This window comes from Psittacicella hinzii, from assembly GCF_003585935.1.
Taxonomy (GTDB): domain Bacteria; phylum Pseudomonadota; class Gammaproteobacteria; order Enterobacterales; family Psittacicellaceae; genus Psittacicella; species Psittacicella hinzii.
Map to the genome: position 1 here is coordinate 17,217 of NZ_NRJG01000061.1, position 23,278 is coordinate 40,494.

9 protein-coding genes are annotated in these 23,278 nt (G+C 34.1%); 6 read left to right on the plus strand and 3 right to left on the minus strand.

The window, feature by feature from the left end; translation table 11 throughout:
• Positions 1 to 61 precede the first annotated feature (61 nt).
• The 4 genes from CKF58_RS03850 (at position 62) to greA (ending at position 19,450) form a co-directional block, all read left to right on the plus strand.
• On the plus strand, positions 62 to 6,736 hold the full coding sequence (locus CKF58_RS03850; protein ID WP_119531148.1) for an FtsK/SpoIIIE domain-containing protein: 6,675 nt from the start codon (positions 62 to 64) through the stop codon (positions 6,734 to 6,736).
• A 1,718-nt stretch (positions 6,737 to 8,454) separates the two neighbouring features.
• On the plus strand, positions 8,455 to 17,397 hold the full coding sequence (locus CKF58_RS03855; RefSeq protein WP_119531150.1) for a two-partner secretion domain-containing protein: 8,943 nt from the start codon (positions 8,455 to 8,457) through the stop codon (positions 17,395 to 17,397).
• A gap of 438 nt (positions 17,398 to 17,835) precedes the next feature.
• On the plus strand, positions 17,836 to 18,192 hold the full coding sequence (locus tag CKF58_RS03860; RefSeq protein WP_119531152.1) for a thioredoxin domain-containing protein: 357 nt from the start codon (positions 17,836 to 17,838) through the stop codon (positions 18,190 to 18,192).
• 763 nt (positions 18,193 to 18,955) lie between these two features.
• A complete protein-coding gene (gene greA, locus CKF58_RS03865; protein WP_119531154.1) occupies positions 18,956 to 19,450 on the plus strand; it encodes a transcription elongation factor GreA in 495 nt (164 codons plus the stop codon).
• Between the two features lie 261 nt (positions 19,451 to 19,711).
• On the opposite strand, the gene CKF58_RS03870 is transcribed toward greA, so the two are convergent.
• Positions 19,712 to 20,056 carry a YhbY family RNA-binding protein gene (locus CKF58_RS03870; protein ID WP_119531156.1) on the minus strand — a complete coding sequence of 115 codons (345 nt, stop codon included), beginning with the start codon at positions 20,054 to 20,056 and terminating at the stop codon, positions 19,712 to 19,714.
• A gap of 230 nt (positions 20,057 to 20,286) precedes the next feature.
• On the opposite strand from CKF58_RS03870, the gene CKF58_RS03875 reads away from it, so the two are divergent.
• Together CKF58_RS03875 and rlmE are read left to right on the plus strand one after the other, a co-directional pair.
• On the plus strand, positions 20,287 to 20,547 hold the full coding sequence (locus CKF58_RS03875; protein WP_119531158.1) for a SemiSWEET family transporter: 261 nt from the start codon (positions 20,287 to 20,289) through the stop codon (positions 20,545 to 20,547).
• A gap of 107 nt (positions 20,548 to 20,654) precedes the next feature.
• The gene (gene rlmE, locus CKF58_RS03880) at positions 20,655 to 21,284 is read left to right on the plus strand and encodes a 23S rRNA (uridine(2552)-2'-O)-methyltransferase RlmE (protein WP_119531160.1); all 630 of its coding nucleotides are present in this window, start codon (positions 20,655 to 20,657) and stop codon (positions 21,282 to 21,284) included.
• Between the two features lie 164 nt (positions 21,285 to 21,448).
• Here the strand turns inward: rlmE and CKF58_RS08735 are convergent, their stop codons facing one another.
• Both CKF58_RS08735 and CKF58_RS03885 read right to left on the minus strand, forming a co-directional pair.
• On the minus strand, positions 21,449 to 21,919 hold the full coding sequence (locus tag CKF58_RS08735) for a tannase/feruloyl esterase family alpha/beta hydrolase (protein WP_484283647.1): 471 nt from the start codon (positions 21,917 to 21,919) through the stop codon (positions 21,449 to 21,451).
• 90 nt (positions 21,920 to 22,009) lie between these two features.
• Positions 22,010 to 23,062, minus strand: coding sequence for a tannase/feruloyl esterase family alpha/beta hydrolase (locus CKF58_RS03885; RefSeq protein ID WP_484283649.1), 1,053 nt, complete (start codon positions 23,060 to 23,062; stop codon positions 22,010 to 22,012).
• Positions 23,063 to 23,278 lie beyond the last annotated feature (216 nt).

Sequence of the window (23,278 nt, forward strand, 5' to 3'; positions counted from 1 at the left end):
TTGGTCTTCCCTTTAATTTCTGTTTTTGACTAACACGTTGGTTACCAGCGTATGTAAACTCATGTTTAAGAAAAAGTCTTCTTCATCTCCTTTAGCTAATACTTCACAGCAAACCTTGGCTTCAGACCAAGACTTTTTTGCAGATCTGGATGAATTTACAGATTTTGCGCAAATAACTCCTCAAGCTGATGAGAAAGTTTCGGCTAGTTCTGCGATGTCGCAAAATGCTGATGTTAACTCTTCAACTAGTCAAACAACAGCAACTACTAGTAAGGCTAGTAGTGAAATCGCAAATCTAAATTACACTCCTCAGTATTCTCCCTCTACAACTGTTAGTTACAACTTAACACGTAACAGCAAGAAAAAAGTTCCATCTTTCATTAATAATCTTTTAAATTCTACAGAAGATTCTGCGACCTTAACTAAGGTAGATGAAGCAAAAGCACCTGTAGCTGAAAGCAATCAGAACTCAACTATTGTAGCTAGTACTGTAGCTTCAACTCTGGATAAGGATAATTCTTTATCATCTGATACTTCATTAGAATCATCTTCTAAAAGTAAATCTCAAAGTAATACAACCTTAACTAGTTCAGACAACACTACTTCAAACAACTCTACTTCTGATAGTAAGAAAACTTTAGATCTTAGTTTAGAGAATGATAAAGTTGCTTTAGATGATAACAATGTTTCTTTAGATGATAAATATGTTTCTCTAGATGATAAATATGTTTCTCTAGACGGAGATAAAGTTTCAAGTAATGTGGTTACTTTAGGAGAAAGTAAAGATTTATCTGCAAGTAAGCAATCTTTAAAAGATAAGCAAGGTAGTGCTAATCAGCAACTTTATCAGCAAGATACTTCTTTAATTGATGAGATTTTTGGTGAAGCGAATGACACAATAGTTGCTGGTCAACCTTTAGCAGTTGATTTAGCGAACTTAACTTGTTCTTCATATGTAGTAAATCAAGCTGAAGAAATTAAAGTTGAACCTATTGTTGATACCCCTTACTATCAAACTGTATCTAATAACGAGCAAACAACAAAAGTTGAAAAATCAGATGAACAATCTGCAAGTGCTACTAAAGACAATCGTAATGAATTAGAAGATTCTACTGAAAGTAAAGCATTGAATTCCTCTATGAATGATGAAGAGGATTTAATTGCAGCACTTGATAAACAGTTTATCTCTCCAAGTTTAAGAGAAGATAAAGCCGATGTTCTAGCAGAAACTGCAGAAGCTAATACTGCTCTAGATTATTCTTATGAGATCAATGTTTCTCAAAATGTAGATACTTTAGTTAAAGATACTCCAATTACCCAAGAAGAGATTGTAAGTAATCTTGAAGATTTATTTGGAGAAGAAGTTTTATCAGCAACAGATGCTGACCTAGTAGCAGTAGAAACACAAACTACATCTGTAGTTGAGAATGTTGATATATCCTTAGGTGAGCAAGTTGCTGCAATTTCTGATGGAGTAGTGGATTTAGCTCAAGTAGCTAAAGTTAATAGTAATGACTCTAATAGTAGTGGATCTAAGAGTGATGAATCTAAGAGCAATGAATCTAATACTATTGAGTCTTTAACTACTTCTTTAGAACAAGCTACAACTAAATCATATAATCAAACTCCAAAACAAACAGCAAACAATCAGATTGCTACAGATGATTCTACCAAGGCTGAAGCAACTACTCAAGCCGCTAAGCTTTCTGATGAAGCAACTTTAACTTCTCCATTCTTAGCAACTGAAGCTATACCACAAGTTAGTAAAGTTGCTGTGAGCTACTATCAACCTTCAGCAGAACAATTAGCAGAGTTAGAAGAGCTAGATGAACTAAATGCTTTATATGGAGTTACTAGTCCTGAAGAAGTTATCAATAAGCTAATCCAAGCTGCACAAAGTAAAAATAATGCTAAAGCTGTAGAGACTGAAGATTTGCAAGGGACTATTGGTGCTACTGCAAGTACAGATGCGTCAGATAAAGATTTAGAAAATCTTTTAGAGAAACTTATTAAATCTGGTAAAGATGTTGAGACTTTAGTAAAAACTTTAAAAGGACAATACAACCGTACAACAGTTGAACATTATCAACCACAAGATGAGATTTATTTAACAGAAGTTACTAGTTCATCAGAGTTAGATAATAATTTAGAGAGTGTGCAACAAACTACTCTTGCCAAACAGTCTACAGATACACAACAAGCTGCAGTTTCTCATCAATCTGTAGAATCTCTTCAATCTGAAGATGCTCAACAATCTGAAAATATACAAAACGTTGATGATTACTTTAGAGAAGAATTTGGTGAGGAGTTTGAAGAAGAGTTTATTGATGCACAGGATTATAACTATACATATGATGAGTTTGCAGAGGTAAATCTACCAGTTTCTTCGCAAATGCAAGAGCAAGTAAACTCTCAAGAGAAGTTATCGCAAGCTAATTTAGTAAGTACAGTTACAACTCAAGAAACGTATGCAATTGAAGATAAATCAGCTGCTCAAGATGTATTTACAGCTCAAGAAGCACTTGTAACTCAAGAGTTACTTACTACTCTTAGTCATGTAAATTCACAATTACAAAAAACGTTAGACTTTGTTGCTTCATTACCAGAAGAGGAAAGAAAAGAGTACTTTGATTTAGTTCTTGAGGAAATAGAGAATAGTAAGCGTTTAGCAGATCTAGATGCTCAAATTCAAGCATTATCAGGTGAAATAGAGGCTTTAGAACAGCAGCAAGAAGCTTACGACTCATTAGTAGCATCAGACTATACCGTTTCTGAACAAAATAGTGAACAGTTTGCTGAACAAAATAGAGAACAATTTAGCACTCAAGGTACTGAACAATTAATAGCTCATAGTGACCTATCACAAGACAGTTTATTTGCTCAGGAAAATAGCAGTAAAGCTTATGATGATTTAGAATTTAGTGAAGATATGTCTTTAGATGATTTAGATTTATCTTCGCTTGGTAAATATAAACCATCAGTTAATGCTATTGCAGCTCGTTTACAACAAGAGGTTATTGATCAAGCTAATTCACAATCAACTTTATCACAATCAACTTTAGCTGCTGACAAGCAAGAGCAATTAGGTACATTATCTCCAGAAGCTCAAGCTTTTCTTGAATCTATTCTTAGTAATCAAGAGCTTAGAGATGAACTGCTAAAAACTCAAGTATTTAATCAACTAACTTTATTAAATGCACAAACAACAGACACATCTCAAGACTTACTTTACGCTACAGGTGAAACTAATAGTGTAAATAGTCTAAATAGGCTAAATAGTCTAGATCATCAAGTTTCAGGTCAGGCAAATGCAGTAGATTCTGCAAATTCAAACGATCTAGAACTAGACAACCTAAGTGATCTTGATTTAGAAAGTTTAAGTGACGAACTAGTAATATCTAAAGAAAGTGCAATTTCTAAAGATGCCCCTTATGTAAATCCACATAATGGTATGACTCTTGAAGAGTCAAACGCTAAGTTTGCACAAGCTAAAGCCTATTATGCTGAAGCGAAAAAAGAAGAAGCATACTTAGAAGCAGCTTTAGAAAAGCAAGATGAGTTAGCTTCCCTCTTTACATTACGAGCAAATAAAAAACGTCAAGAAGCTATTGCAGATATTGAAGAACTCAATATAGGTAATGCAAGTATTGTTAGTCTCATGCTTGCTGAACAGAAAAAAGAAGAGCAAGCAGAAAGTCAACGTATTGCTGCTTTACGTGAAAAATATCCTTATCAAGTAAATGATCTTGATCTTCCTGTCGAAGAAGAAGTTGTAGATAATGATGGGGAAACAGTATCCGTAAATGATGGAGAGGAAGTATTAGCTGTAAATTATAGCGAGGGATCTCTACCTGTAAATGAGGGTGAGGAAACAGTAGTAATTAGTAAAGAAGTTGAGGCTGGTGAAGAAGTAGCGGTTAAAGATGAAGTTGCTGCTAGAGAGGAAACGGCAATTAAAGAAGAAGCTGCTAGAGAAGAAGCTTTAAATACTGGTAAAGAAGATGGGGCTGATTCTCATGCTAGTGAGCAAAAGCTTGCTACGTTTGCCGATCTTAATGATGCTTTTAGTTTACCTATAGAACAAACAACAAGTTCTTCTTCACAGCTAGACTTACCACAAGAAAAATTAGCTTATGAAGATTTACCTTTATTAAGTAGTAGAGATGGTAAAGAAGTTTCTGCAATTAATGATAAAGGAGAAATAGATTTCTCTTTCTTAGATACAGATAAACCTAACGTTATCTATCAAGATCCATTCTCGGCTGAACAACGCACTAAGACTGCAAGTATTTTTAGTCGTGGTATAGAGGAAGAGGAAAATGATTTATCTAGAGTAGAGTCATTAGTTGTTAAAGATCAAGAGTCTTCTTTATCAACGAATAAAACTTCTATAACTGATAGAGCTGATCAATCCGGTAAATCAGATAAAGCTGATAAAACGACAGATATATCTGATCAAGATGATAAAGCTGAAATTAAAGCAGATAAAGCTAATAGTGATGATAAGCCTGAATATCAAGTTGATGAATTAGAGGCTAAAGATTCTGTAGGAGATAAGAAAGAAAATTCTCAAGATTCAGAAATAGTAGATCTTTTTGATTTTTCTCAAGCTGAAGTATCTACTGCAACAGATGATTATTCAGAATTAGAAGAAAATATCTATGTTGAATCTGCAGGTGAAGAAGAGACTAAATCTGTTTATGATTCTGGTTCATCTAACAAAGCAGATTCGTCAAATACTTCTACAGTTGATGAGGCTGGTGATAATTCTTTAATTTCTGCTAAAAATACTTTAGGATCGGTTGAAGAAGAGGAGACTACAACTGCACCTATAGTAACAGAATCTGAAACAAAAGAAGCAACAGTTAGTGAAGCTACACAAAATGAAACTTCAGCTAATAAAGAAGCATTAAAAGAAAATACTTCTAAAGAAGCAACAGCTAATGAAGCATCACAAAAAGAAAATAATCTAAGTGAAGCTTCAAACTCGAGTAGAAGTGTATTTAATGAATTAGCTGATTTAGATAGTTCTGCTACTGCTGCAGCAGCTTCAGCTGTTAGTGTAAAAGCAGATTCTCTAGACGTTACTAGTGTTGATCTTGGAACTAATTCTGAAAGTTATTCTAGCGATGAGATTGGAGTTAGTTCTGGATTAGATGCTCAGGTAGAGATTGTTGAGGGGGAGGTTGATAAAGATGAAATTGCAGCTGATACTAACCCTAGCTCTCACAATGTAGACTCTTTAGAACCTACTACTAAAGCAGCAGAAACTACTAATGGTTTATCTCAAGTGTTTACTGCAGCGGCAGCTGGAGCATTTAGTTTACAGAATCTAATGCAAAAAGCTCAAGAGCAACAATCTTTACCACAACCAAGTAAAGATTTACTCTTACCGTCGCAGATTTTTGATGATGACAATAAACAGTTAAACGATTATGTACGTTTCTTACGACAAAATCTAGATAAAGAAACTTCACGTGTTCAAATCCTTGAGCGTATGAAAGTTGCTGGAGCTCATCGTTATGAAATAGCTTTAGCTCCTCATGAAGATCCACAGCGCTTTATTAAAGATTTTAATCGTCGTGTAGATCGTCGTAAGTTACATGCTAAGTTAGATGGTAAACGCATCTTTATTGAACGTTACTTACAAACTAACGTTAACTTAATTGATGTGTTACAAACTACTAAATTTGGTGATGCTGCACTAGGCGTTGGTTTAGATAAAGATAATCATCAATTCAAACTTAATCTAAGCCAAGGTAATAGTGTAATTTCTGGTTCATCTCCAGAAAGTAAATCTAATCTCTTAACGAGTATATTAGTAAGCTTAGCCTTTACTCATAGTCCTGAACAAGTAGAGTTCTTAGCTTATTGCGATAACTCACATCATGCGATTTTTGACTTAAAATTACTACCGCATTTTATTCATCCGGTTCTACAGCGAGAACAAGCGCAAGATTTATTTGCAATTGTTTACGCGGAGTTAATTCGTCGCCGTAGATTATGTGCACGTTTAAATGCAGCTGACTATATCAACTATAATCAGTTTGTAAGTTTAGGTGTTAACCAACAAACGAAATCTTTACCAAAAATCCGTCCTCTATATGTATTTGTTGATGGTATTGGTAAAATCATGGTTACACTAACCCAAACGCCGCATGATTCTCCGAACTTTACTCTTGCGACATTAATCTACTTAATACAGCATGGTAAAGCTTATGGCATTAACTTTGTGATGGTGAATAATGATAGTCGTTTAGAGATTTTACAAAAAGAATCTCTATGTCAACATCGTTTTGAGTTATATAACTTACGTAACCGCCAACTTAAAGATATGAAACCTAATGAGTTTATTTATAACGAGCAGGGAGAGCAAGTTTATAACTTTGCGCAAACTGATGAGTTAGAAATAAACAATATAGTTAATTTCTGGGATCAACAAGTTATCAATCAAGTAGCTGATACTAATGATCGTGGTTATAACGTCATTGAACTTGTAAGTCCAGAATTCTATCGTTTTGCGGTAATGGACGAAATTATTTTCACTGGTAAAGTTAAAGATGAAAGTTTAGGTCAATACTTAAACTTTAGTTTAACTGGTGAGATGTATAAAGATATTATTGCTGAACTAGCTGAACAAAATACCTTAACTAAACGTAATAACAAGTATTTAGTGTATGGTTCATATCTCAACTATTTAGATACGCCATTAGCTAAAACCTATAGTATTAATTAAGGTGTTTCCTTAGTGATTTCATAGGTATTCTATTAAGAACTTCATTACAATGTACTAATAGTGCGTTAACCGTGCTTGTTTAAAATAACTAGCAAGAAAATATTATGGTTAATGTAACTGTTGCTTACTGTAATGCAAGCTACTTTGATGTAAGTTACTTTAACCTAAGCTTAGGTTTAGCGTATAATATTCAATTTTACGTTTGATGTAAAAGACCCTGAATCCTCTGATGCTGTCAGAGGATTTTTTCTTACGTTTTTTTGCACTTTCGTAATAGCACTTTCGTAATAACCCTTTACGTGGTAGTATTTTACGTAGTAGTATTGCCTTTAAGCATTAATACGTAATATTGATTTTGTTTAGTCGTAATTAGAATAAATACAATCAAGTATTATTTTCTGTCATACTTGATTAAGAGAATCATAGCGAAGAAGTTAAGTTAATCAAAACGATTGTAGTCGCTTTATAGCTTTTCCCTATCAAAAGATGTAAAGAATAGAAAAAAGTGCTTTTTATCATCTCATTACGTGTTTAAAGGTTGATTTATTGATTTTTAATACCTATAATATAGTTAGCAATATGTGGTTACGTCATTCTTCTTAAAGTCTAAAGGCGTAATAGTTTTTCATATAGCTAACCTTAAAAATCAAAAATTATATTTAATCTTAATCTTCGATAGCGAACCAACCTGTTCGCTATTTTTTTTGTGCCAAAATTTTGAGTTTGAGGCGATCATTATTTTTTTAGACAACCGCGTTTCATTTTTATGTGAGGTGTAATTATTTTGGGGTACAGCTCAGTAATACTTTTTTACTCTATTTTGGGGTATTGAGTTGTGTATATGTGATGAATTACTTTAGTGCTGCGTATAAATTGTTGCTGTTAATTTTAGAAATTAGAAGAAAAAATTTAAATTTAGTAACTGCTAAATTATGCCTCACTCCTTATTTATTGTTAATTATGACAAAATAATAGCAAGCAAAAGAAAGTAAAGAAACGAAAGTTAAAAGCAAGTATCACTTTAACTTGCTATATTTTAGGGTCTTTAATCTAAACTAACCAATATGAAAATTTTATCAATCTGTTAAAAACTTGCAAATGATAGTAAAAGCAAATTGATAATATTAAATATTTAGATTGATTTTGGCGGGTGAAACGATTACTAAATTTAAGCTGTCTAAGATATAGAACCATTGAAATTCGCAATATGATATTTGTAAAAATCGAAGTATGGTTTTGCCTATGTAAATTTTCTGTAATATCGCTTTTGTCAGTTTTTTGCATGGGTAAAATCGAATAAGTAAATAACTGAAACAGTTGAGTATGTTGTTGAAAAATAGGTGAAAATGGGTTTTTCGGGGGGGGGTGATCCCTAAATATCAAAAGAAAGCTCGAAAAACTCTGGACTTTTTCACTCTAAAATGGGCAAAAATCTAACAAATGGTCTAAATTTAGTCTCCTAAGCACTAATACCTAAATATGATCCAGTTATGTTTAAAATCGTGTTTTATCAATGGTACAATGTTGAAATATGCGAGTAAGAATGATACTTTTATCAAACTTTTATTTGGCAAGAAAAGTTTGAGTTGTTTTCTAGTTACAAGCAAATTAAATCTTCTTACATATAGACCTACTATATTTTTAGATTAAGATCTCCTGGCAAAATAAGATCTTAAAAGACCACTTCTTAAATTAAGTCTCATATTTTTAAATATTATATGAATAAGTTTTACCGTTTAAAATTAAATCGTCAGACCCAGTCTTTAGACGCGGTGTCTGAAATCGCGACTAGTGCCGTAGCAGGCCGTAACTTTAATGAAGTTGATACGACCTATTCAACTTGGAGTTTTTTAAATTTACGTAAGCTAGTTTTAGCTCTAGGGATTTCTGCATTTACTTTTAGTGGTAGCGTATTTGCTGCACCTGGTGAGATTATTAGCCACCAAGGCCAAGTGAAAATGGTGACTAACGGTGCAATTACTACCATTACAACAGACCCTAATGCTATTATTCGTTGGAACAACTTTAACATTAACTCAAACGAAGTAGTTCAATTTATCCAACAAAGCGCTAACTCGGCTGTTCTTAACCGTGTGTTAGGTGGCAATCCTTCACAAATTTTAGGTAAGTTACAGTCAAACGGTCAAGTATTTATCGTAAACCCAGCTGGTATTGTTTTTGGTAAAAATGCTAGCGTGGATGTTGCAGGCTTAGTAGCTTCAACACTTGATATTTCTGATAAAGATTTCGTAGATGGCAAATATATCTTTAACCAAGATAAAGATCAAGCCATCGCTCAAGTACTAAACCAAGGGATGATTAAAGTAACCGATAAAGGTACTTTAGCTCTTGTAGGTGGTACTGTAGTAAATAAAGGCAAGCTTGAAGCCCGTGACGGTACAGTTTTCCTTTTAGCAGGTAACTCAATTGTTATCCAAGATTTAGATAATCCTCTAATTTCATATAAAGTTACAGCTGAAAATAAAGCTGTAAACTTAGGTGAAATTATCACCAAAAAAGCATACTTATTAGCAAATAAAGTAGCTAACGGTTATGTTAGCTCTTTAAGTAGTTACGCGGACTTAGTGTCAGAAGCTGATTCAGCTTCTCAAGCAACTATTACTGCTGATGGAGAAATTGTTTTATTTGGTGCTTCTGAAGCTGATTCTTATCAAACTCACACCCAAAAAACAGCTGAAGTATTAGGCGAAAAAACAGGTATTGCTGTTAATAACGGTACTTTAGATGCGAGCAATACTACAGGTAAAGCTGGTACAATTAAAGTTTTAGGTGATAGTGTTGGTACTGAAGAAAACTCTCGTATCTTAGCTAAAGGTAAAGAGGGGGGTACTGTTTACTTAGGTGGTGACCGTCAAGGTGCAGGTAACATTAAATTATCGAATGGTACTATTGCTTTTGAAGGTTCTGTAGTAGACGTTTCAGGTGAGTATGATGCGGGTAGTTCATACTTATGGGGTAACTATGCCGTTGTTGAAGGTAAGTTTGTAGCTACCTCAGAAAAAGCTAAAGGTGGTTTTATTGAAACCTCTGGTAATTACATTAACGTTACTAATAATTTTGATGTAAATACTTATGGTGAGACTGAAGTAGGTGAGTGGTTATTAGACCCTTATCATCTTGAAATTACACATGGTGATTATGATAAAAGTCTATGGGAAGTAGCTACTGGTAGATATAAAGCAAGTCCATACTTTATTGAAAATAAAGGTTATTACTTCCAAGATACTACTTATAGCTGGAACGTAACACTTACTGATGGTTCTTTATTAGAACTTATCAAATATAAAAAGAGCGGTGGTACGCGTGCGACTTTCTATGCGAATTCTATTGCTTTTAAAGGTGCTATACTAGACTCTACAGACTTTAAATCATCTTCTAATGCATTAAGTATGTATGCTACCAAAAATGATATTTCTATCGTAGATTCAAATCTTAAATTTGGTAGTAATGTATATCTAGAAGCAAAACAGAACATTATTGTAGATAACTCAACGGTTAGTGCACTTGGTAATTTAACCTTATCAGCAAATGAAGGTAATATAACTGTATTTAATAAATCTAGTTTATCAGCTGGTTATTATTTACTGTTATATACTCGTTTTTTAGAAAACTTTACTGATCGCTTCATTAGAGTAGATAACTCTACTTTACATTCTTCTACCAATGAAATTTTCATTGATGCTTCAGCAGCAAAAACAGACGATACACAAGGTTCAAATCCGAATGTAACTATAACTGTTACCTGTTCAACTATTTCTTCTGATACAGGAATAAATATTTGGAGAGGAGGAGCTGCTACAGGTGATGGCGTTAACGGTATTACTGTAACAGACACTACAATCTTCAGTAGTAAAGGTGCTCCGATTGGTATTGGTAACTACGACAGATACAATGTTTCTTTAGAAAGAGTAAACATCTCAACCGCAGGACAGATTGATATCGGCTCAAAAGATGATTATCATAACGTATTTATTAAAGATTCTGTAATCAATGCGACTGGTTCAGACACTACGAAGTTATTGTCAATTAGTGCTGGGGCTGATTTAGATATTGATAACCTTACCATCAATAGTACTAGAGGTTCAGTTTTATATTCAAACTATACCTCTGATATTGATAAATTAACAGTAGTTGCTGGAGCTTCTCCAACAGCTCAACAATATCTAACTTTAGATTCTCGTTTAGGCTTTAATATTACTAATAGTTATATTAATACTACAGCTACTTGGTTATCTTCTAGTATTGGTTATACAAACATTTCAGACTCTACTATTAAAGCTCGTTCAGGTGGTCAAGTAATGATCACAAATGGCTATGATGCTACAGCTGCGGGCGATGTTTCTGGAACAAGTTTAATTAATAATACGACGTTTGAAGCTGGTGATGGAGTTATCTTTAACTTTACTGGTTATACATCTGATAAAGTTGTAACTATTAAAGATTCTACTATTAACGCAGGTAAAGCTGAAGTTATTGCAACAACTCCAGCAGCAAGCTACTATGTACCTAATATTGTAGTTGAGAACTTAACTTCAACTACTACCGGAAACCTTGAATTAAATGTAACTAAAGGTCAAGGTAATTATGGTACAACTCCTGAATTTACCTTAAAAGATTCAGCAAATATTAAAGTAGGTGGTTCATTTGTAGCTAATTTAAACACTACTGGTGATGACTATACTTTACAAGTTGAAAATACTACTGTTACTTCGACTGGTTCGAGTGACTTTAAATTCAACATTAATCAAACAGTAGGTAAGATTATTGTTGCAAACTCATCTTTAAATGGTAATTCATATTCATCTGGTATTACTTTAAATTCACTTAATGGATCTGCAACAGATACTGAATTTGTATTTAATAATGCAACTCTAGAGCAAGTTAAAGCTCTAAACCAAACTAATGGTAGTTTAGTTGTACAAGACACAACAACTTCATTATCTGAAGTAAATATTTGCACAACTCACGGAGTATTAGTAAACTTAAGTAGTAAATTAACTGTTACTAACAAGTTAAATATTACGGATGCGGATTTAACTGTAACTGGAACGGATACTTCTTTCATATATACAGGTTCAGATGTTGCTACTTTAAATCTGAAAAGCTTAGATGTAGTTGATAATGGTTTATTAAAAACTACTGCGGCAGATTTAACTATTACAGCTTCTGCAAATGCAAATATTGAAAATGGTGTAATTAATGCTAAAAATGGTGCTGGTAACACTACTATTAGTGCGGAAACACTTACAGCTAATAATGCTCAATTCGTAACAACTGCAACAGCTGATAATCCAGGTGATACAACTCTAACTTTAACTGCAACAGATAAATTAGAAATTGTAGATACAGAGTACCGTGGTAATGACTTTAGCTTTACAGCAAATGCTGTAGTTATTAACTCATCTAACTTAGAATCTTATAACACTACTAAAACTCCAACTATCGATTCTTTAGATGATACGGGTTCTGTAGATATCGAAAACTCAACTATAACTTTAGGTAAATACGACAACTTTACTACTAAAGGTAGTTTAAGCTTTAGAGACTCTACTTTAGACTTAACTAAAGCTCAAGGAGCTGCAGGTCAGGGTCTAACTGTAGGTTCAACTGGTTCATCTGCTACTTTCCAACGTGTAACCTTTAAACGTGACGGTGCAGAAACTTCAACTACAACTTTAACCGCGAAAAAAGACTTAAATATTTTAGACGGTACGATTGTTGAAGGTCATAACGTACAAGTAGTATCTTCTGAAGGTGCTGTTGGTATTAAAGGATCAAATATCAGTGCATTCTATACTGATCCAAATGGTCAATCAGGTGGTTTCCCAACTATCCAAGCTAATAAAGATGTAACTATCTCTAACTCAAATATTACAGGTTGGAGAAAATTACAAATTATTAGTAATACAAGCGACGTAACCATTCAAGATAGTGCAATTAGTACTGTCGACCCAGATGGCACTAATACAGGTGATCTGTTAATCCAAAGTTTAGGTACAACTAACGATGGTGGTGATGTTGTTATTTCAATTACAACACTAAATACAGACCCAGAGAACTCAAACATTACTTTAAGTGCTTCTGGTAGCTTATCTGCAATTGAAGGTGCAGAATTAACAGCGAAAAATCTTAACCTTACAGCTAAAGGTGGTACGATTAAATTAAAATCATCGACCTTAACTTCTACAGGTAAATTCGATGAGTCTTTAATTTTAGGTGCTAAAGACATTTTAGAAATTGATAATACAACCATTAACGCTAATAAATCATTATCTATTGGTCAAGCTTCTGGTACAGCTGGTAAAGTAAGCATTACAAACCACTCGGTACTTCATGCTACAGAAGGTAATGTAGAGATCGATTTAACTAGTTCTACTAGTGGTTCTCTAACTTTCTCTAACTCGAGTTTAATTGCCGATAAAGGTAATGCATTACTTAAAATGTCGGATAACATTGAGTCAACTGGTTCAACTTTCAAAGGTGAAACTGTAACTGTAGAAAGTACTAATGGTTATGTAAAACTAACAGACTCAGTTGTTGAAGCTACAGGTTCTGGTGCTTCACCAAATATCATTTCACAAAGTGATATTACTTTAGTGAATACCGCGGTTACTGGTAACGGTGATATTAGTTTCGATACTACTAAAGGTAACATTAAGTTAACTAATGGTACTTCAATCACTTCTAAAGAAGGTAGTGTAAGCGTTTCTTCATCAGGATCGGCTGGTACTTTAGAAATTAAAGATACAACGTTACACGCTAAACAAGACGTAACCTTAACGCAATTAAGTTCAGGTGACGAAACTGTGTTAGATGGTGTACACTTAATTTCAGACCAAGCTGATGTTAAACTTAAAGCTCAAGGTAATTTAACTTTATTAAATTCATCTTTAGAAGCTGCGCAAGGTTCAGCATTACCTGAATTAGATAAAGATTTAACCGTTAATAACTCGACAATCATCACCAAAAACTCAATTGAGTTTACGCAAAATACAATTAAAGGTAATGTAACTATTACTAATAAATCTGTATTAAACTCAACTGGTGGTGATGTAACTGTTGCATTAGGTACTTCAAACGATAAAACTGTTAAGTTTGATAACTCATCAATTGCTGCTCAAGATACAGCTACGCTATATCAAGCAAGTGGTGACATTATCGTTGAAGGTATTGATACGTTTATTAAAGGTACAAACATTAACGTAACTACTGGTAGCGGTGACATTAAGTTAAACGGTACAAGTATTACGGGTAATAGTACAAACCCAGGTTCTTTAGTAATCAACTCTGAAACAAAAAACGTTTTATTAAATTCAACGACTATTAAAGATTTAGACGTTGATTTAGAAGCTGCGGAAAACTTAGTATTATCTCACTCGACTGTAGCAGGCACTAAAGAAGGTAACTTCAGTGCGCAAGCTAAATCAGTGGTAGTAAATCAAACTACAGTAAAGCAAGTAAGTAACGCAAAACTAGTAGCGACAGATAATCTAACTCTTGAAGATGCTGTATTTACTGGTGAAGACACAGGTTACTTTACAGCTGAAGCTACAGGTGCTGGCAGTACAGTAGAAGTTACAAATGCAGCGGTATCTCGTTTCTTAGGAGACACGATAAAAGCTGATAAGAAAGTAACTCTTACGAATTCAACCTTTACTGGTGTTGAAGGTAAAGAAGGTAACTTTGTTGTGCAAACAACAGGTGAAGATGCTGATGGTATTGAAACTAAAGACGTAGAAGTAAAACAATTTGCGAATGCGACTTTAACTACTAACGGCACACTTGAAACTACTAATTCAACCTTTAATATCAAGAAAAACTTTGAGCTTGACGGTAAGAAAGGTGTAATCTTCAATAACGGTACAGACCTAGTTTCTGAAGAAGGTGACACTAAAGTTAATAGTGAAGAAGGCCTGATCACTGCAGCTAATGCTAATATCACTAACTATAAAGGTAAAGTAGATTTAACTGCTAAAGAAGATTTAAATCTTGCAAACGCAAATATTACTGCGATTAAAGGCTTCAAATCTGACACAGATGGTAAGTTTACAACTTCAGACAATACAGTTGTAAAATCCGAGGAAGGTGGTATTGATATTACTGCTAAAGAAGATATTGATTTAGGTAATGGTACACAATTTATCGCTAAAGACGATATTAATCTTGAGTCAGAAGAAGGTAAATTAACTACTACTGGTACAAATCAAACTTCGACCGAAGGCTCTGTTAACAACAAAGCTAAAGGTGATATTACTCAAACTAATACCAATATCTCAGCTAAGACTAAGATTGAGAACAACTCAACCAATGGTAATATTACCTTAGTTAATACTAACCAAAATAGTGAAGGTCCAATTACAAACCGCGCTGAAAATGGTAGCATTACGCTAGATGGTTCAACACAAACAACCAAAGACACCATTAAAAATATCGCTAAAGAAGATATCGTTATTACAAACGGTACAAAACAAGTTGCAAGTGGAGACATTCTAAATGAAGCTACTGAAGGCGGTATTAAAATTGATGATTCTGAACAAACTAGCGAAAATGGCACCATTACCAATAAAGGTAAGAAAGATGTTATTTTAGGTAATGGTACTAAACAAACCGCTAAAGGTGATATTACTAACGAAAGTACAGATGGTAACATTACTACCATTGGTACGAACCAAACTTCAACTGAAGGTGGGGTAACTAATAAAGCTAAAGGTGATATTACCCAAACGAATACTAATATCTCAGCTAAGACTAAGATTGAGAACAACTCAACCAATGGAAATATTACCCTAGTAAATACTAACCAAAATAGTGAAGGTCCTATTACTAACCGTGCTGAAAATGGTAGCATTACGCTAGATGGTTCTACACAAACAACCAAAGACACCATTAAAAATATCGCTAAAAAAGATATCGTTATTACAAACGGTACTAAACAAGTTGCTGGTGGAGACATTCTAAATGAATCTACTGAAGGCGGTATTAAAATTGATGATTCTGAACAAACTAGCGAAAATGGCACCATTACCAATAAAGGTAAGAAAGATGTTGTTTTAGGTAATGGTACTAAACAAACGGCTAAAGGTGATATTACCAACGAAAGTACAGATGGTAACATTACAACTATTGGTACGAACCAAACCTCAACTGAAGGTGGTGTAACTAATAAAGCTAAAGGAGATATTACTCAAACTAATACCAATATCTCAGCTAAGACTAAGATTGAGAACAACTCAACTAATGGTAACATTACTTTAGTTAATACTAACCAAAATAGTGAAGGTCCTATTACTAACCGTGCTGAAAATGGTAGCATTACGCTAGATGGTTCTACACAAACAACCAAAGACACCATTAAAAATATCGCTAAAAAAGATATCGTTATTACAAACGGTACTAAACAAGTTGCTGGTGGAGACATTCTAAATGAATCTACTGAAGGTGGTATTACAATTAATGACTCTGAACAAACTAGCGAAAATGGTAACATTACCAATAAAGGTAAGAAAGATGTTATTTTAGGTAATGGTACTAAACAAACAGCTGGTGGTGATATCACTAATGAATCAACTGAAGGTTCTGTAGTTGTTACTGGTACTAATATGACCGGTAATAATATTAGAAACTCTGGTAAAACAGGTACAAGTCTAACCAATAGTAACCTTACAGCGAGAAATAACATTACAAACAATTCATCAGATGGTAAAGTAACTGTTAAAGATTCTACTTTAATCGCTGGTGGTGAAATTGTTGATGATGGTAAAGAGGGAGTTGAAGTAACTAACTCAACTTACAAAGCTGGTAAGAGCATTAAACACACCTCTTCAAATGGTACTGTAACTGTTAGAGGTTCAAATGAAACTTCTGAAGAAGGTGATATTATCATTAACGGTACAAAAGGTAATGATTACCAAGGTAATAATGCAACTGCAGTAAATGGTAACTTTACAGCTAATACTGATGGTGATAATAATATTCACCGCAACAACATTACCGCGATGAACATGAATACGAAAGCTGGTGGTAACTCAAATATCACTGGTAACGTAATCAAACTAACAGGTGACTTAAATGTTGAAGCGCGTGGTGAAAACCGCTTTACAGATAATGTTCTTGATATCGGTGGTAACTCAAGCTTTGTTGGTGATCCAGTAATTCTTGCTAACAATACTGGTTTCATGAACACCACTCCTTCGATTAATGGTCGTCACAACCAAACTGACGTACAAAATAACAACCCTGATTTAGTGGTTAACTTTACAATTAACGACTACAATCAGCCGGAGTTTGATGGTGATTTCAATAACTGGTTATTAGATGAAGATGAATCACAAGACGTATTAGAACGTTCAGGTAATAATGCCGAAGCTGTTGCTAAAGCAGGTTATATCCGTGCTGGTGAAACCATTACAGTAACACGTGATAGCTTCAAGATCTCTACATGTATGGAAACCATTAACAATGTGTTAACTACATATAAAGTTACTGAAGCAGATCGTCAAAACTTATCAGTTGAACAACTAATTCGTAAGTATGGTTTATCAGCTGTAGATGCTGCATCATTCAACTCGGCATGTAATCTAGTACCTGGTTACTTAAAATCAAGTATTGCGAATCCAGTTAATGGTAAAGGCGAAAAATAATTAAAGAACAGCTTTTTAAGCTTAAGTAGATTTTAAATAGATCTTAAGTAGATTTTAAATAGATCTTAAATTAAGTAATACTGTATCTAGAAATAGAACTTATTACTTGAGGTCAATGATGGTCTTAAATTATTAATCAGCATAACTAGATCTTAATTACCTCAGGTCATCGCACTTATGGTTTACTATAAGAGCGGAGGCTAGTTAAGATCTAGCTAATAAAAAAAGAGCCCTTAGGGGCTCTTTTTTTGCGTGTTTAAAAATTTTATTGATAGTTTTAACTTATATATAGATAAAACTGTTTTATTAATCACTGATTAATTGTATTTAGTTATGTTAATAAAGCGAAAATTTCTTAACTTATTTTTGCCTTTATGCTATACTTTAAAGATCAAAATCACTTTAATTTAACTCACTTTCTTGCATTAGGATATAACTATGACTCAAGCTGTTATTGTTTATGGAGTAAAAACTTGTACTACCGTACGTTTACATGTAAAACTGTTAAAAGAACAAGGTTATGATGTAACTTTCTACGATTATTTAAGTCAAGGTGTAGATCAAGATATGTTTAAGCGCGCAATTAAACAATTAGGCTGGGATAAAGTAGTTAATTTAAGAGCACGTAACTTTAGCTCTTTAGTAGAGAATGACAAAGAATATCTGAAAAAACTAATGGCTGAACAAAACCATGAGTTCGATGCACAAGGTTATGACATTGTTTGTCAAAACCCTCGCATTATTAAACGTCCGTTAGTTGAGAAAAACGGTGAATTCTCTCTAAACGTTGATTAAGATTCTAAGATCTTAGTTTCTTAGACTTTGTTAGATTCTAGTTTCTTATAGTTTAGTTTCCTAGGATCTAGTTTATTATAGAGCTAGGATCAGACTGACTGCTCTATGCATTTTAAGTATTTAGTTCAAGCTAATTTTGAAGCGCTGATTTTAAATTCTGGTTTTAAACTTAAATTTCTAAATTAAATCTTGAACTTGAGTTTAGAGCTTAAATTGTGAACTAAAATATTGAACTAAAATTGTATGTAAATTGGGTGAATTAATTGAGTACACAAATTTACCAGCAATAACTAAATATATTTTTCCCGTATTTTGTTAAGTGTGGTTTAAGTGCTTAAAAGCTATTTATCCTTACGAGAAATTATGTAGAATTAGATAAATATGCTATAATGTACTAGTTAAGTTTGGCTGTAAGTTTAAGCTAAATTTAATGCCGAATTCTAGGCAACCGAGTTAACAAATTACTCAAAAATTGCCGAGCTACAGGTTAAACCCTGTGGCTCATTTCTGTATATATTTATAAGAATTTTATCTTTAGTCGTAACTGCATTGAGATCAATGCTTGTAAGGGCTAAAGTTGAGGGTTAATCGCTAAGATAAAAAATCGTCTAAGCAAGCTATAAGCTAATTATGACAAATTTGTTGTTAAAAATTTAAGACGACTTTTCTTTTACGTTCAGAAAGCTTTATATTTATAAAGCTTGAGTCTTTAGCGATTAATGTATAACTAATTTATTTCTAAGCTAACCTATTAAGATTTACTATGGAAATCCTTCCTCTAACAAAACGTGGTAAACACTTACTACAAGAAGAATTAAAAGAATTAACTTCAGTACGTCGTCCAATGATCACTAAAGCTATTGCTGAGGCTCGTGAACACGGCGACTTAAAAGAAAACTCTGAATATCATGCTGCACGTGAAGAACAAGCATTAACTGAAGCACGTATTGCATATATTGAAGGCATTATAAGTAACGGTCAAGTAATCGATCCTGAAAACATTGGTGCGGATAACGTAGTATTTGGCTGTCAAGTTGAACTTTACAACTTAGATACTGAAGAAGAAGTTACTTACCGTATCGTTGGTGAAGACGAAGCAAACGTTAAAAAACACCGTATTTCTTACAAAACTCCAATTGCACGTGGTTTAATTGGTAAAGAAGAAGGTGATGAAGTTAAAATCGATACTCCATCTGGTCAATTACACTTTGAGATTGTGAAAATCTCTTACGAAAGTGAACCTATTTACGCAGAGTAAGATTGAAGATTTTGCGCTCTTGCAGATTTTAGATGCAGATAAAGCAGCTGCCTTAGCAGCTGCTTTATCCAGTTCTAGAAACTAAATTTTAAAATTTAGTTCTTAAATTGTGTAAGAGTCTTTAGCTACTGTTGTTAAGTTTTTAAGTCATTAAGAACTAGATTGTAGCTAAATCGTTAAGTCGTTAATTACTTAATATTAAGTTGCTAAGTTGTTAGACACTTAAGTTTAGGTAAGTACTAAACTGTAACGAGTATTATCTTAACCACGACTTGCACGCCAAAGTTTTAATTTTTCTTCTACTTTACGAGCCTTAGAAGGTTTGTAGAATACGGCAATGTTACCGATGATTTTAATTAACTCTACACCTGTAGTTTGATTTAAAATCTCTTGGCAAATTGCTTGACGAATTTCTTTACGTTCAGCACTAGTATCACCTTCGAATGACATTTTAACTTTAATTAATTCGTGGTGATCAATTGAGTTATTAAATTCAGCAATTAAAGAATCGGTTAATAGATTTTGCCCAATCATTACAACTGGCTTTAAGTCATGTGATAGGCCAAAAAGTTCTTTTTTAACTGCTGGAGTTAATTTTAAAGCCATGTTAAAAATCCTTTTAGAAAAAGTTATAAAACCAATGCCAAATTATACCATAAAATAAATGTAAAAACCGAGGTATAGCTATTTTCTGGTTGAAATTTATATACTTAGCAAGGATTGATAGTATAATATTGCCACACTACTACATAGCTGTTTACAGCTAGACGTTTGCATATTCGTAAGGATTAAAGTCTTTACTTCTTTACCTTACCCTACCAAAGCATAATACTAAAGTGGAACGAAAATTTTTAATTCTAGGTTGGGTAGCAACTTTTGCTTCGATGTTTATGTATATTGCCTATATTCCGCAAATCTTAAACACTCTCAATGGAGTAAAAGGAGATCCCATTCAACCTTTCTTTGTTGGCATAAACTGTAGTTTATGGGTAATCTACGGTTTATTTAAGCCTAATCGCGATTTACCTTTAGCTGTAGCCAATTTACCAGGGGTGTTTTGGGGCTTTACGGCTGCATTTTTAGCTATGTTCTATTAGAGTGAAATAATCTGGATTAAGATTGATTAGTCATATATAACGCTACACATTATTTTTTCAGATAACCTTATACATAGCAAATCATTAGCTTAATTATTAATATAATTATGACAAAAAAGAATGTTTCTGTAAGTTCACGTCGTTGGTTAAACGAGCACTTTAAAGATGAATATGTAAAGAAAGCTCATGCTAATAAACTACGTTCACGTGCTTACTTCAAACTTGAAGAAATCCAACGTACAGACCGCATTTTCCGTAAGGATATGATTGTGGTTGATTTAGGGGCTGCTCCAGGTGGTTGGTCTCAATACGTTGGTGAAATCATTGGGGCAAATGGTAAAGTTATTGCCTGTGATATTCTGCCAATGGATCCGCTGTTTAACGTGGAATTCCTGCAAGGTGACTTTAGAGAAGAAAGTGTTTTAAATCAGCTTATGGAAATGATTAATAATCGTCCGGTTGATGTGATTCTTTCTGATATGGCACCGAATTTTTCAGGTAACCCGAATGTAGATATTCCTCGCGCGATGTATCTATGTGAATTGGCTCTAGATATGGTGCAACAAACTTTAACTAAAGGTGGAAGTTTTGTGATTAAGATTTTCCACGGCGAAGGTTTTGAAGAATATTTAAAACAAGTTAGATCAATGTTTAAAACAGTACGTATTCGTAAGCCAGATGCTTCTCGTGATAGATCACGTGAAGTGTATATTGTGGCTTTAGATTACAAAGGTTAACACTTAACCCCCAGAGTTAATACTCTGGGGGTTAAAAATTGTAAGAAAAATAATAGCTTTGGCTATAGGGTGATTGCTGTAGTTGTAATTACACCATTACACCATTACGTGTAGCTCTATTTGAGCGATTTACTTGTGTTGGGAAAGGTGTAGAGTATTTATTACTACTTACAAGTGTAACTACTCGCTTTATTTACATCACCGCCACGATAGGTTGCAACTTGAGGATAAGCACATACTGGCATTTCACGTTCTGGGTATTTACGAGATTTTGCCAGAATATTGTTTGGAGCTTTATCATTATCTACCCATGCTTCGAGAGTCGTTAATGAGTCAACGTCATTAAAGACATCACCGCCACCACAGTGGTTAAGCCCTGGGATTACAAATAAACGTGAGAAATTAGCTTGGTTGTTTTTATTAGCTACTAATTCTTTATACCAATTAACTTGATCTAACGCCGAGAACACAGGATCAGCTAAACCTGTAACGATCATTAGTTTACCACCATTCGCAGCAAAGGTCCTTAAATCCGTACTTACTGCATCATTAAAATAACCAGTTTGGTAAACTTTTGGCGTATCTACATCAAAGTCAAACTTAGCTAAATTAAATTTAGGATTAGTTGGCGTCATGAAGTACTTAGTTAAAGATTCAGCACCTAAAGATACCGCTAAAGAGTTAGGTTTAGTCGCGTCTTGTGAATTACCCAGTTTTCACATTCTTCAACCTAGTTGATTAATACCAGAATCCCAGTACCAACCTGAGTAGATTTGCGTGCCGTTAGACATTTTCGCGCCATTGAAGACTGCTTTAAGGGCTGCAATTTTTTCAGCAGGAAGATCTAGAGTGTCTGGATTAAAGTTACATTTTTCCCAAGCATTAATAACTCCATCAGCAACTCCATCTAAAGCGTCACAGGTTTTTAGTACAGCTTGACTAACTTTATTGAGATCTTCATCGGTTAGGGTATTGGCTAAAACTTTACGACCTTGCGCATCGCTTGGAGCGATTTTGAGGAATTTTTGGTAATCCCATTGTTGCGCTACAGCGGCACGTGAAAGTCTAAAGCCTGGGTTACCTGCAATAATACCGTCAAACTCGGTCGGATATCTTTGTGCAGCGATTAAAGCCTCGCGTCCACCATTTGAACAGCCCATAAAAAAGTTATGACGTGGGAAAGTATTATACGCTTGGTTAATAAGGTTCTTAGTGACATCTGTTACTTTACCAATTGCTTGATAAGCAAAATCTAAACGCGCTTGTTGGTCTGCACCAAAATCACCTGTTAAACCTTGGTGACCTCCATCCATTGATACCACTGCATAACCACGCATTAAGGCTGGAGTTGCGGTAGAAGTGTTGTATAAAGCTGGACCAGCTGCAGGCGCTACGAAACCATCAGTACCGCCACCACCTTGGAATAAGAAACGTTGATTCCATAAAGCAGGTAAACGTAATTCAAAACCAATGTAGTAATCTTTACCATCAGCTCCTTTACGTGGGTTGATTTTACCAGTCACAATACAGTGAGGTGCTGCTTGTTGAGCTTTATCTGAACCACCTGTAAAGGCTGACATTTTGTCCGCACCAATGTTACCGGTAGCATTCCAAGTAGCTTTATCAATAACGATGTTATTAAATTTTACTTGTGCTAAGGCTTCACATTGAGCTTGTTGTAAGTTTACTTTATTAGCGGTTAAAGGATTAGCAAAAGCCGAAACACTCATAAATGCTAAACCTAAAGCGGAAAGAAGTGGAGTACTGTAAAATTTCATAAATTTCTACTTAAGATCAATTAATAGTTATTACAGAGCTGGATCTTTCTAAGATAAAAGTTGTGGTGCTGCCCACTGCAAAATACAAGTTATAATGATGTTAAGTTACAGTGTACAGCTTAACCTTGTAGATTGTTGTACAATGCAGAATTCAGGTATTACCTCTACCCATCCATACATAGCATAATTCATACATAGCATAATTTAGAATTTGGA

What these genes read in the sequence shown, in the direction of transcription:
- CKF58_RS03850 (WP_119531148.1), top strand. Translation starts at nt 62, where the DNA reads ATGTTTAAGAAAAAGTCTTCTTCATCTCCTTTAGCTAATACTTCACAG.
- CKF58_RS03855 (WP_119531150.1), top strand. Translation starts at nt 8,455, where the DNA reads ATGAATAAGTTTTACCGTTTAAAATTAAATCGTCAGACCCAGTCTTTA.
- CKF58_RS03860 (WP_119531152.1), top strand. Translation starts at nt 17,836, where the DNA reads ATGACTCAAGCTGTTATTGTTTATGGAGTAAAAACTTGTACTACCGTA.
- greA (WP_119531154.1), top strand. Translation starts at nt 18,956, where the DNA reads ATGGAAATCCTTCCTCTAACAAAACGTGGTAAACACTTACTACAAGAA.
- CKF58_RS03870 (WP_119531156.1), bottom strand. Translation starts at nt 20,056, where the DNA reads ATGGCTTTAAAATTAACTCCAGCAGTTAAAAAAGAACTTTTTGGCCTA.
- rlmE (WP_119531160.1), top strand. Translation starts at nt 20,655, where the DNA reads ATGACAAAAAAGAATGTTTCTGTAAGTTCACGTCGTTGGTTAAACGAG.
- CKF58_RS08735 (WP_484283647.1), bottom strand. Translation starts at nt 21,919, where the DNA reads ATGACGCCAACTAATCCTAAATTTAATTTAGCTAAGTTTGACTTTGAT.
- CKF58_RS03885 (WP_484283649.1), bottom strand. Translation starts at nt 23,062, where the DNA reads ATGAAATTTTACAGTACTCCACTTCTTTCCGCTTTAGGTTTAGCATTT.